General features: G+C 64.3%; 12 protein-coding genes. All 12 read left to right on the top strand.

Annotated elements, in window-relative coordinates:
- Positions 1 to 13: 13 nt before the first annotated feature.
- Positions 14 to 496 carry a hypothetical protein gene (locus BLR24_RS16580; protein ID WP_093018786.1) on the top strand — a complete coding sequence of 161 codons (483 nt, stop codon included), beginning with the start codon at positions 14 to 16 and terminating at the stop codon, positions 494 to 496.
- Between the two features lie 9 nt (positions 497 to 505).
- A complete protein-coding gene (gene rpoE, locus BLR24_RS16575; RefSeq protein WP_254787347.1) occupies positions 506 to 1,180 on the top strand; it encodes an RNA polymerase sigma factor RpoE in 675 nt (224 codons plus the stop codon).
- Between the two features lie 17 nt (positions 1,181 to 1,197).
- On the top strand, positions 1,198 to 1,860 hold the full coding sequence (locus BLR24_RS16570; protein WP_093018784.1) for a sigma-E factor negative regulatory protein: 663 nt from the start codon (positions 1,198 to 1,200) through the stop codon (positions 1,858 to 1,860).
- Positions 1,861 to 1,881: 21 nt separating this feature from the next.
- The gene (locus BLR24_RS16565) at positions 1,882 to 2,952 is read left to right on the top strand and encodes a MucB/RseB C-terminal domain-containing protein (RefSeq protein WP_093018782.1); all 1,071 of its coding nucleotides are present in this window, start codon (positions 1,882 to 1,884) and stop codon (positions 2,950 to 2,952) included.
- A 97-nt stretch (positions 2,953 to 3,049) separates the two neighbouring features.
- On the top strand, positions 3,050 to 4,543 hold the full coding sequence (locus BLR24_RS16560; protein WP_093018780.1) for a DegQ family serine endoprotease: 1,494 nt from the start codon (positions 3,050 to 3,052) through the stop codon (positions 4,541 to 4,543).
- A 522-nt stretch (positions 4,544 to 5,065) separates the two neighbouring features.
- A complete protein-coding gene (gene lepA, locus BLR24_RS16555; protein ID WP_093018778.1) occupies positions 5,066 to 6,877 on the top strand; it encodes a translation elongation factor 4 in 1,812 nt (603 codons plus the stop codon).
- A gap of 8 nt (positions 6,878 to 6,885) precedes the next feature.
- Positions 6,886 to 7,851, top strand: coding sequence for a signal peptidase I (gene lepB, locus BLR24_RS16550; RefSeq protein WP_093018776.1), 966 nt, complete (start codon positions 6,886 to 6,888; stop codon positions 7,849 to 7,851).
- A 31-nt stretch (positions 7,852 to 7,882) separates the two neighbouring features.
- Positions 7,883 to 8,251 (top strand): DUF4845 domain-containing protein, encoded by a 369-nt coding sequence (locus BLR24_RS16545; RefSeq protein ID WP_093018774.1) that lies wholly within the window; start codon positions 7,883 to 7,885, stop codon positions 8,249 to 8,251.
- Between the two features lie 17 nt (positions 8,252 to 8,268).
- A complete protein-coding gene (gene rnc, locus BLR24_RS16540; RefSeq protein WP_093018772.1) occupies positions 8,269 to 8,955 on the top strand; it encodes a ribonuclease III in 687 nt (228 codons plus the stop codon).
- 8 nt (positions 8,956 to 8,963) lie between these two features.
- On the top strand, positions 8,964 to 9,929 hold the full coding sequence (gene era / locus BLR24_RS16535; RefSeq protein WP_093018988.1) for a GTPase Era: 966 nt from the start codon (positions 8,964 to 8,966) through the stop codon (positions 9,927 to 9,929).
- Position 9,930: 1 nt separating this feature from the next.
- A complete protein-coding gene (gene recO, locus BLR24_RS16530) occupies positions 9,931 to 10,704 on the top strand; it encodes a DNA repair protein RecO (protein ID WP_093018770.1) in 774 nt (257 codons plus the stop codon).
- Positions 10,701 to 11,468: a pyridoxine 5'-phosphate synthase gene (locus BLR24_RS16525; protein WP_093018768.1), complete on the top strand. Its 768-nt coding sequence runs from the start codon at positions 10,701 to 10,703 to the stop codon at positions 11,466 to 11,468. The genes recO and BLR24_RS16525 overlap by 4 nt, the downstream gene beginning before the upstream one ends.
- Positions 11,469 to 11,477 lie beyond the last annotated feature (9 nt).

The raw sequence follows: 11,477 nt of genomic DNA, 5'->3' as shown, positions 1-11,477 counted from the left end.
GCATTGCTCTTTCATGCACAGCGCACCGTCGGTGACATACCCGGTGGGGCGCTCGCGCGGTGCCACCCGGATTCTGGTCGCCACATGGGCCTTGGGCGCAGCGTGCGCGGGACTGTCGTGCTATCTGTTCGATAGTGCCGGTTGGCGCCAGTTGCTGCTGGTGCTGAGTGTGCTGTTGTCGGGCCTCGCGGCCGGGCTCGGGCTGCGAAGCGACGGCGCGGGGGTGCTGCACTTCGACGGATTGGGCTGGACGCTCACGGGCGCCCATCCGGGCCGTGCCGTTCATGCGGCCCGCGCCGCCGTCGCACTCGATCTCCAGTCGCTGCTGCTGGTCCGGCTGACCCAGCCGGGCCGCGCGAGCCGATGGATCTGGATCGAGCAGCGCGCCATGCCGGAACGCTGGCGCGACCTGCGCCGTGCGGTATATTCGCGCGCCCCGTCGGCGCCGCCCGCCGGCGAGCCTTGGCGAGCGACCGCTCCCGCCGATGCGCCCTGAACCTCCTCGATGACCACTTCTCCGCCGCCAGTGCCACCGGACTCCGGCTTGCCCGATGTGTCCGCCGAGGCGCCGCGTCCGGGCGAGGTCGACCTGCTGCTGGTCCAGCGCACGGTCGCGGGTGATCAGAAAGCATTCGAACTGCTGGTCATCAAATACCAGCGCCGGATCGAGCGCCTGATCGGGCGCATGGTGCGCGACGTCGATCTGGTCGAAGACATCGCGCAGGAAACATTCATTCGCGCCTACCGCGCGCTCCATCAGTTCCGCGGCGACGCGCAGTTCTACACCTGGCTTTACCGGATTGCGGTGAATACCGCCAAGAAGGCACTGGTCGACATGAAGCGCGACCCGACCATTTCCGAAAGCGCCATGCGGCCGTCTTCTGAAGACGACGATGAAACTTACCGGCCCGGAAACGAACCAATCAGCGACGAAACCCCCGAATCGGTCCTGGCGGCAAACGAAATCGCCCGCGTGGTCGAGGCGGCCATGGAGGCGTTGCCGTCCGAGCTGCGCCAGGCTGTCACCCTGCGCGAGATCGAGGGCATGAGTTACGAAGAGATTGCCGAGGTCATGGATTGCCCGATCGGCACCGTGCGCTCGCGTATTTTCCGGGCGCGCGAGGCCATTTCGGCCAGGGTCAAACCGCTGCTGGACAACCAGTCCGGCAAGCGTTGGTAGGTAAGCAGGTGAATGAAATGAATCAGACAATGACGGTTCGTGAGCAGGTGTCCGCACTGGCGGATGGTCATTTGCAGGGCGAGGACTTCGCGCGGGCCATCGAGGCTGTCTGCGCGGGCGACGAGGCCCATCGGGCTTGGCGTGCCTATCACGTGGTGGGCGACGTGTTGCGCGCGGGCGCGCATTCGCCATGCAGCGATAGCAATGCGTTCCTGGCCCGCTTTCAACAACGCCTGGCGGCCGAGCCTGCCGTCGCAGCCCCGGTTGTGGCGCCCGCCCCAGTGGCAGTTCACGCGGTGCGGCACAAAGCCGACGCGGCCAATGAGCCGGTCTTTCGCTGGAAGCTCGTGGCCGGCGCCGCCTCCCTGGTGGCTGTGGCTGCGATCAGCTGGACGCTGGTTGGAAACGGCGCCGCCGTTCCGTCGCAGGGTGCCCAGATGGCAGTCCAGCAGCAACCGGCAGCCAACTCGGTGCTGGCCGCCGCTGCCACCGGCAATCAGCAGCCCGCCGCTGCGCCGCTGACGCCGACCCGCGTGGTGGTCGGCAATGGAAGCCCGCAGGTCATGCTGCGCGATCCGCGGCTCGACCAGTTGCTCGAAGCGCACCAGCAAGCCGGCGGCGCCTCGCAAATGCCCTCCGGTTTCCTGCGCAACGCGACCTTCGAAGGCCCGACGCGCTGACGCGCGCCTGCCGCCCTTCCAATGACCGTCCAGATGCCGATTTCTGCACGCGCGTTTACGCTGGTGTTCGCTGCTTTTTGTCTGGTGCAGATCGCGGCGGCGCAGAGCCGGCCGGGTCCGGCCAACGCCAGGAGCGCGGCCTCGGTACAGGCCGGCGACGCGCCGCCCGCCATGGGCGTCGTCGAATGGCTGCAGCGCATGCACACGGGTGCGCGGCAGCGAAATTACGTCGGCACCTTCGTGGTATCGGCAGCGGGCGGCGATCTGTCGAGCGCACGCATCTGGCATGTACGCGACGGCGATATGCAGATCGAGCGTATCGAGGCCCTGTCGGGTCCGCCGCGCTCCACCTTCAGGCGCAACCACCACGTGATGACCTTCCTGCCCGAAGCGAAGGTCGTGAAGGTCGAGAAGCGCGAGAACCTCGATCTCTTTCCCAATCTCCCCGACAAACCCGATTCGTCGATCGGCGACTTTTACGATGTCCGTGCCATCGGCAAGGACCGCGTGGCCGGTTTCGACGCCGACGTGGTGCAGCTGGTGCCGCATGACGGGCTTCGCTTCGGATATCGCATCTGGAGCGAGCGCCGTTCCGGCCTGGTCATGAAGCTGCAGACCATCGACAGCGACTCTCGCGTGGTCGAGCAGTCGGCGTTTTCCGAGCTGCAGCTGGATGCACCGGTCAAGGCGCAGGCACTCGCGCAGATGATGGCCAATACCGGCGGCTATCGCATCGAAAAATTGGAGCTGGAGCGCACCAACGCGCAGGATGAGGGCTGGGTACTCAAGTCGCCGGTGGCCGGTTTCAAGCCGCGCAGCTTCTACCGCCGCCCGGCTGGCAGCGACAACAAGAGCGGGCAGGATCGAACCGTTCAGTGGACCTTCTCCGATGGCCTTGCCTCGGTGTCGCTTTTCATCGAGCGATACGATGAGAAGCGCGCGCCCCGTGACGGCGTGCTCACAATCGGTGCAACCAACGCCATTCGCCGGCGATTGCCCGAGCCGGCGAACGATTGGTGGCTCACGGCCGTGGGCGAGGTGCCGCAGCAGACGCTCAACGCATTTGCGCAAAACCTCGCGCGCACGCGCTGATCTGCCTCCTGGCCGCGCGCAGCTGGCGCTGAACCAACTCCGCACCACCGACTCATAGCTCTTCTTTTGGCCGCTCTGCACTTTTGAAAGAAAACCGATGATGTTCAAAGTCGAGGGACACAAGCTTCGTTCCTATCTCTTCGCATTCGGCGTCGCCTTTTCGGCTGCCACCGGTTTCCTGCCGGCATCGTCCGCCACGGCACAGACGCCGCAGGCGCGCGGATTGCCCGATTTCGCCGATCTGGTGGAGCAGGTGGGCCCCGCGGTGGTCGGGATTCGAACCGTCGAAAAGGTTTCCACGCGTGGCGGCAGCGGCGGGGAAATGGACGAGGAAATGCAGGAGTTCTTCAGGCGTTTCTTCGGCCAGCCGCTGCCCGGCAACCCGCGTCCGGGCCCGCGCCCGAACCGGCCGCAACAGCCCCAGGAGGAAGAGCGTCCGCGCGGCGTGGGCTCGGGCTTCATCCTGTCCGCCGACGGCTATGTGATGACCAATGCCCACGTGATCGAGGACGCTTCCGAGATTCTCGTCACCCTGACCGACAAGCGCGAGTTCAAGGCGAAGCTGATCGGCGCCGACAAGCGCAGCGACGTTGCCGTGGTGAAAATCGAGGCGACCAGCCTGCCGGTGGTGAAGGTCGGCGACATCTCGAAGCTGCGCGTCGGCGAATGGGTCATGGCAATCGGTTCGCCTTTCGGCCTCGAGAACACCGTGACCGCGGGCATCGTGAGCGCGAAGCAGCGCGACACTGGCGACCTGGTACCGCTGATCCAGACCGACGTTGCAATCAACCCCGGCAACTCGGGCGGCCCGCTGATCAACCTGCGCGGCGAAGTGGTCGGCATCAACAGCCAGATCTATTCGCGCTCGGGCGGCTACATGGGCATCTCGTTCTCGATCCCGATCGATGAAGCCATCCGTGTCAGCGACCAGCTTCGCGCCACCGGGCGCGTGTCGCGCGGCCTGATCGGCGTGACCATTGGCACAGTCTCCAAGGACGTCGCCGAATCGATCGGCCTGGGCAAGGCCCGTGGCGCGCTTGTGAACAGCGTGGTGCCGGGTTCTGCGGCCGACAAGGCCGGCGTGAAGGAAGGCGACATCATCACCAAATACGGCGACAAGGCGATCGAGACGCCGAGCGACCTGTCGCGCTCGGTGGCCAGCACCAAGCCCGGCGTCAAGAGCACGCTGACCTTGTTCCGCAATGGCGCTTCGCGCGAACTCGCCATCACCGTGGCCGAGGGCGATCCCGAAGCCAAGCCGGCCGGCAAGCGCCAGCAGGATCGCGAAGAGCCTCAGGCCAAGCCGTCGTCCGCGGCCAGCAAGTCGCTTGGCTTGGTGGTCGGCGACCTCACCGATGCCCAGAAGAAGGAGCTCAAGGTGCGCGGCGTGCGCATCGAGGCCGCCACCGACGCGGCCGCCAAGGCCGGGCTGCGCGAGGGCGACGTGATTCTCTCGGTCGGCAACATCGAAGTCTCGAGCGTCAAGGAGTTCGAGTCCGCGATTTCCAAGGCTGACAAGAACAAGCCGCTCAGCGTGCTGTTCCGTCGCGGTGAGTGGGCGCAATATGCCCTGATCCGACCTACACGCTGATCTGGCGCTGCCGTCAAGTGGCCCCACCCGTCAGTCGGGTTTGGGGCCTTTTTTTGAGGTGTTTGCGACGCTCGAGCGCGCGGTTTCAAAAAAATTTTCTGGGCTGAAAATGCGTCAGTCTTGTTTGCGTTCACTAACTTGTTGAGGGGCTTAGGACGGTTTTCGGTAGAATAGGGTTCATTGGGCGCTGAGTCCGTGCATAAGGAGGGGGGTTTCCTCCACCATGCGAGATGTCAGACAGCAGTCCACCGATGCTCCACAGATCGCCCACAAGTTGTTCATAGAGTGCTCCACCGATCCTGTGGATAAGTTGTTTATATCTTTGATGTTGTGGACCTGCAACGACCCGTTTCGACCCTGTCCCCGGATGTACGTGCCTCCCTTTTTGCCTACAATGAAGTTCCAACTACTGCAGTTGCCATTGCTTGTTGGTTCAGGGCGCGTCTCCAGAAGACGCGCCCTTTTTTCTTGCCTGTCGCACTCTGCGCACGAGCCAATTCAAGTACTTAAGCGTCCCCGTTGATGAATCACATCAGAAATTTTTCGATCATTGCGCACATCGACCACGGCAAGTCGACGCTCGCAGACCGTTTGATCCAACGTTGCGGCGGCCTCGCTGAACGCGAGATGGAAGCGCAGGTGCTCGACTCGATGGACATCGAAAAAGAGCGTGGGATAACCATCAAGGCACAGACCGCTGCGCTGCACTACAAGGCGCTCGATGGACAGGTCTACAACCTCAATCTGATCGACACGCCGGGCCACGTCGACTTCTCTTATGAAGTGAGTCGCTCGTTGTCGGCATGCGAAGGTGCGCTGCTCGTCGTCGATGCATCGCAAGGCGTCGAAGCGCAGACGGTGGCCAACTGCTACACCGCACTCGACCTCGGCGTTGAAGTGGTGCCAGTGCTCAACAAGATGGATTTGCCGAACGCGGATCCCGACAACGCGCGCACCGAAATCGAAGACGTGATCGGCATCGACGCGACCGACGCGATTCCATGTTCCGCGAAAACGGGCCTCGGCATCGACGAAATCCTCGAAGCCGTCGTTCACAAGATGCCCGCGCCGCGCGGCAATCCCGACGGCCCGCTGCGAGCGATGATCGTCGACAGCTGGTTCGACGCCTACGTCGGCGTCGTCATGCTGGTGCGCGTGGTGGACGGCCGGCTGGTGAAGGGCGAGCGCATCAAGATGATGGCGTCCGGCGCCATGTACAACGCCGACAACATCGGCGTCTTCACGCCCGCCAACGAACCGCGCCCTTCGCTCGAAGCGGGCGAGGTGGGCTACATCATCGCGGGCATCAAGGAACTGCAGGCCGCCAAGGTCGGCGACACCGTGACGCTGATCAAGCCGGGCACGGGCGGCGCGGCCGCCACTGCGACCGAGGCGCTGCCGGGCTTCAAGGAAATCCAGCCGCAGGTGTTTGCCGGCCTCTACCCGACCGAAGCGAGCGAGTACGACTCGCTGCGCGACGCGCTCGAAAAACTCAAGCTCAACGATTCGTCGCTGCGCTACGAACCTGAGGTGAGTCAGGCGCTCGGCTTCGGCTTTCGCTGCGGCTTTCTCGGCCTCTTGCACATGGAAATCGTGCAGGAGCGTCTGGAACGCGAGTTCGACCAGGACCTGATCACGACCGCGCCGAGCGTGGTCTACCAGGTGGTGCGCAACGACGGCGAAGTCATCATGGTCGAGAACCCGTCCAAGATGCCCGACGTCGGCAAGATGAGCGAGATCCGCGAGCCGATCGTCACCGTGCATCTCTACATGCCGCAGGAATACGTCGGCGCCGTCATGACGCTGGCCAACCAGAAGCGCGGCGTGCAGATGAACATGGCCTACCACGGCCGCCAGGTCATGCTGACCTACGAGATGCCGCTCGGCGAGATCGTGCTCGACTTCTTCGACAAGCTGAAATCGGTCAGCCGCGGCTACGCCTCCATGGACTACGAGTTCAAGGAGTACCGCGCGTCCGACGTGGTCAAGGTCGACATCCTGCTGAACGGCGAGAAGGTCGATGCGCTGTCCATCATCGTGCACCGAAGCCAGTCGCAGTACCGCGGCCGGGCCGTGGTGTCGAAGATGCGCGAGATCATTTCGCGCCAGATGTTCGACGTTGCGATCCAGGCGGCCATCGGGGTCAACATCATCGCGCGTGAGACAATCAAGGCCCTGCGCAAGAACGTTCTTGCCAAGTGCTACGGCGGCGACATCACCCGCAAGAAGAAGCTGCTCGAGAAGCAGAAAGCGGGCAAGAAAAGAATGAAGCAGATCGGCTCGGTCGAGGTCCCGCAAGAGGCCTTCCTCGCGATTCTGCAAGTCGAAGACTGATCTCAAAAATGGCATTCATCACTACTTTGGTCCTCGCGGCCTTTGCCAGCTACGTCGGTGCCTGGTACTTTGGCGCCATCGAAGGCAACTTCGCACTGCTGCTGTTCCTGGCCACCGTGGTCACCGGGCTTTACTGGCTGGCCGAGCGCTTCTACTTCCAGCCCCGGCGCGAGCGCGCCGCCGCCGCGCTCGAAACCTCGCTCCACGAACGCAACGCGCGCCTGGCCGGCCAGGGCATCACGCAGGTCGACACGGCCGATGCCAAGGCCAGCGATCGCCTGCTCATGCAGCCGTGGTGGCTCGACTGGACGGCCGGGCTGTTCCCGGTCATCCTGGTGGTGTTCCTGCTGCGCTCGTTCCTTTACGAGCCCTTCAAGATTCCGTCAGGCTCGATGATGCCGACGCTGCTGACCGGCGATTTGATCCTGGTCAACAAGTTCACCTACGGCCTGCGCTTGCCGGTCATCAATACCAAGATCACCGACGGCACACCGCTGGCGCGCGGCGACGTGGTCGTGTTCCGCTACCCGCCCAAGCCGAGCATGGACTACATCAAGCGCGTGGTCGGCATTCCCGGCGACGAGGTGGCCTACCTGAACAAGAAGCTCACCATCAACGGGCAGCCGGTCTCCAAGTCCTCGATGCCCGACTATCTCGACAGCGATTCGATGCGCCTGCTCAAGCAGTTCAACGAAGACCTCGGCGGCAAGCAGCACAGGTTGCTCAACGACGATGCCGGCCCGGCCTTCGTCCAGGGCGCCGCCGACTTCCCGTTTCGCGAAAACTGCCGCTACTCCGTCGAAGGCGTGGTTTGCAAGGTGCCCGCCGGCAACTACTTCATGATGGGCGACAACCGCGATAATTCGGCGGACTCGCGTTTCTGGGGTTTCGTGCCGGACAAGAACATCGTAGGCAGGGCGTTCTTCGTCTGGATGAACTTCGGCGACCTGGGTCGCATCGGTCCATTCCAATAAGCAGTCAGCATTGTTCGAGGGGTAAGAGGGCATGAGAGCTAATCGGTCCATCCGCAGCAGGGCCGCGCACCAGCGCGGCATCTCGTTCATCGGTCTGGTGTTTGTCGCCGTGGTGCTGGGTTGCCTGGGCGTCGTCGTCGCGCAGGTCATCCCGACACTGATCGAATACCAGGCGATCGACAAGGCCGCCAACAAGGCCAAGGAAGGCACCACCGTGCCTGAAGTGCGCGCCATCTTCGACCGGGCGCAGGCCATCGACGACTTCAAGTCGGTCTCCGGCAAGGATCTCGACATCAAGAAGGTCGGCGACAAGGTCGTCGTGTCGTATGCCTACGAGCGGGAGATTCCCCTGTTCGGCCCGGCCTTTCTGGTGCTCAAGTACAAAGGCGAGACCCGCTGAACGCGGCGACACGCAAGGTGGACGGCAGCCTCGCGGCGCTGCAGGAGCGCCTCAAGCATTCGTTCTCCGACCCGCGGCTGCTTCAGCTCGCGCTCACGCACCGCAGTTTTTCGGCTGACCACAACGAGCGCCTCGAGTTTCTCGGCGACTCGGTGCTCAATCTCGCGGTCTCGCACCTGCTCTACACCCGCCTCTCGGCCCTGCCCGAAGGCGACCTGTCGCGCGTGCGGGCCAACCTGGTCAAGCAGGACACCCTGCATCGCCTGGCGCTGGAACTGCAGCTGTCGCCGCTGCTGCGGCTCGGCGAAGGCGAGGCGCGCTCGGGCGGGCCCAGCCGGCCTTCGATCCTGGCCGATGCGCTCGAAGCGCTGATCGGCGCGGTCTACCTCGACGCGGGCTTTGCGGCCGCGGAGGCGCTGGTGCGCCGGCTTTACGAGTCGGTCGAGATCAACCCGCGCATGGACGCGGTTGCCAAGGATCCGAAGACCGAATTGCAGGAATGGCTCCAGGGCCACAAAATGAAGTTGCCGGTGTACCGCGTGGCGGCCACGCTCGGTGCCGCGCACAAACAGACTTTCGATGTCGAGTGCGAGGTGCCCGAGCTGGGCCTGCGCGAACGCGGCATCGGTGGCTCGCGACGCGCCGGCGAGCAGGCTGCCGCGGCAGCCATGTTGATCCGGCTCAAGGCACGCGGAGCCGCGTGAAACCAGAAATGAACGACGCTATAAATTCAGCAGCAACTCCCGAAGACGCAGCGGGAGATACGGTCCCCACCGGGCCCCGGCACTGCGGCCTGGTGGCCATTGTGGGCAAGCCCAACGTGGGCAAGTCGACGCTGCTCAACGCGCTGGTGGGCCAGAAGATCAGCATCACCTCGCGCAAGGCACAGACCACGCGGCACCGCATCACGGGCATGCGCACTATCGGTGCAACCCAGTTCGTGTTCGTCGATACGCCGGGTTTCCAGACCCTGCACGCCAACGCGCTCAACAAGTCGCTCAACAAGACCGTGCAGGGCGCGGTCGGCGATGTGGACCTGATTCTTTTCGTGGTCGAGGCGGGCAGCTTCACGCCCGCCGACGAGCGGGTGCTCAAACTGCTCGGCAAGGGCATTCCGACCGTGCTTCTGGCCAACAAGCTCGACAACGTGCACCGCCGCGGCGACATCGCACCCTGGCTGCAGACCATGCAGGCGAAGCACCCCTTCGCCGAGTTCGTGCCGATGTCGGCCAAGAATTCCAAGGACGTCGAGCGCCTGTTCGGCATCTGCGAAAAATACCTGCCCGAACAGCCCTGGTTCTACGCCGAAGACGAACTCACAGACCGCAGCGAGAAATTCCTCGCGGGCGAACTGGTGCGCGAAAAGCTGTTCCGCCTCACCGGCGATGAACTGCCCTATACCTCGACGGTGATCATCGACAAGTTCGAGGAAGAGCCGCCGCAGAAGAAGGGCCAGAAGCGCCTCTTGCGCATTGCCGCCACGATCGTGGTCGAGCGCGATGGCCACAAGGCCATGGTGATCGGCGACAAGGGCGAGCGCATCAAACGCATCGGCATGGAAACCCGCGTCGAGCTCGAAAAGCTGGCCGACGCCAAGGTTTTTCTCGAACTGTGGGTGAAAGTGCGCTCCGGCTGGGCCGACGACGAGGCCCGCGTGCGCTCGTTCGGTTACGAATGAAGTGGCGACTGCCCACCGCGTTTCGCACGAACCGGCGTATGTGCTCCATCGCTACGACTGGAGCGAATCGAGCCTGATCCTGGAAGTCTTCACCCGGCACCACGGGCGTATCGCGCTGGTGGCCAAGGGGGCGAAGCGGCCGAGCTCCAATTTCAGGCCGGTGCTGCTTCCGCTGCAGCCGCTGCAGCTCAACTACGGCGGCGACGCTGAAATCCGCACGCTCAAGGGCGCCGAGTGGATGGGCGGTCACGTCATGCCGACCGGCGAGGCGCTGCTTTCGGGCTATTACGTCAACGAACTGCTGCTGCGCCTTCTGGCGCGAGACGACGCCCATGAAGCCCTGTTCGACGCCTATGCAGGCGTGGTGCAGGTGCTGGCCAGCGAGCATGCCGGTGCACAGGCGGCCACCCACGCCGCCGCGTTGCGCGCCTTCGAGCTGCTGCTGCTGCGCGAAGTGGGCCTCTTGCCGTCGCTCGACGTGCAGACCCTCACGCTCGAGCCACTGGTGGCCGACCAACGCTACACCCTGGTGCCGGAGGCCGGCCTGCGGCTGGCGGGTGACGACGAGGCCGCGCTGGCTGGCGCCGACTGGCAGTCGCTGCAGGGCGTGCTGGACGACCGCGCGCCGTTCACCGCCACGCTGCGCGAGATCGCGATCATGAACGCCGGCAGCAACAGTGCCCTCAGGAACCAGCTGCGCACCTTGCTCAACTACCATTGCGGTGTGTCCACGCTGCGCACGCGGCAGATGATGAGAGATTTGCAAGCCCTATGAGCACAACATCCGGCCATTCCGCTACCACTTCGCTGTCGGTCAACCTGAACAAGGTGGCCCTGGTGCGCAACACGCGCGCTCTCGGCATTCCGAGCGTGCTTGTGGCCGCCAATGCCTGCCTCGCCGCGGGCGCGCAGGGCATCACCGTGCATCCACGGCCGGATGCGCGACATATCCGCGCGCACGACGTGAGCGACCTGTCCGCGCTACTCGCCAAGGACTGGCCGGCGATCGAATTCAACATCGAAGGCAATCCGTTCCACAACCTGATGGACTTCGTGCGCGAGTTCAAGCCGCACCAAGCCACCTTTGTGCCCGATAGCGAGACTCAGTCGACCAGCGACCACGGCTGGAGCTTTCCGGAAGACGCCGAGCGCCTGCGTCCCTTGATTGCCGAGGCCAAGGCCCTGGGCGTGCGCGTGAGCCTGTTCATGGACCCCATTCCGGAATTGATGGCTGCGGCCAAGGAAGTGGGCGCGGACCGCGTCGAGCTGTACACCGAAGGCTATGCCGCATCGCGTGGCACGCCGAACGAGCAGGCCGTGCTCGCGCGCTATGTCGAATCGGCGCGCGCCGCAGAGGCGGCGGGCCTTGGCGTCAATGCGGGCCACGACTTGAGCCGCGACAACCTCACAGCGTTTCTGCGCGCCGTTCGCGGCGTCCAGGAGGTCTCGATCGGCCATGCCTTCATCGCCGATGCGCTCGAGCTCGGCTACGCCGCCACGACGCGGGAATACCTCCGCTGCATCCAAGAGGCGCAGTGAACGCGCAAG

Origin of the sequence: Variovorax sp. OV700, assembly GCF_900099805.1 — a bacterium.
Taxonomy (GTDB): domain Bacteria; phylum Pseudomonadota; class Gammaproteobacteria; order Burkholderiales; family Burkholderiaceae_C; genus Variovorax.
The sequence above is the reverse complement of the archived record's forward strand: the minus strand, read 5'-3'. Positions and strand labels throughout refer to the sequence as shown.

Excerpts from the sequence above, each read along its gene's own strand:
- BLR24_RS16580 (WP_093018786.1), top strand. The coding sequence starts at position 14 with ATGCACAGCGCACCGTCGGTGACATACCCGGTGGGGCGCTCGCGCGGT.
- rpoE (WP_254787347.1), top strand. The coding sequence starts at position 506 with ATGACCACTTCTCCGCCGCCAGTGCCACCGGACTCCGGCTTGCCCGAT.
- BLR24_RS16570 (WP_093018784.1), top strand. The coding sequence starts at position 1,198 with ATGAATCAGACAATGACGGTTCGTGAGCAGGTGTCCGCACTGGCGGAT.
- BLR24_RS16565 (WP_093018782.1), top strand. The coding sequence starts at position 1,882 with ATGACCGTCCAGATGCCGATTTCTGCACGCGCGTTTACGCTGGTGTTC.
- BLR24_RS16560 (WP_093018780.1), top strand. The coding sequence starts at position 3,050 with ATGATGTTCAAAGTCGAGGGACACAAGCTTCGTTCCTATCTCTTCGCA.
- lepA (WP_093018778.1), top strand. The coding sequence starts at position 5,066 with ATGAATCACATCAGAAATTTTTCGATCATTGCGCACATCGACCACGGC.
- lepB (WP_093018776.1), top strand. The coding sequence starts at position 6,886 with ATGGCATTCATCACTACTTTGGTCCTCGCGGCCTTTGCCAGCTACGTC.
- BLR24_RS16545 (WP_093018774.1), top strand. The coding sequence starts at position 7,883 with ATGAGAGCTAATCGGTCCATCCGCAGCAGGGCCGCGCACCAGCGCGGC.
- era (WP_093018988.1), top strand. The coding sequence starts at position 8,964 with ATGAACGACGCTATAAATTCAGCAGCAACTCCCGAAGACGCAGCGGGA.
- BLR24_RS16525 (WP_093018768.1), top strand. The coding sequence starts at position 10,701 with ATGAGCACAACATCCGGCCATTCCGCTACCACTTCGCTGTCGGTCAAC.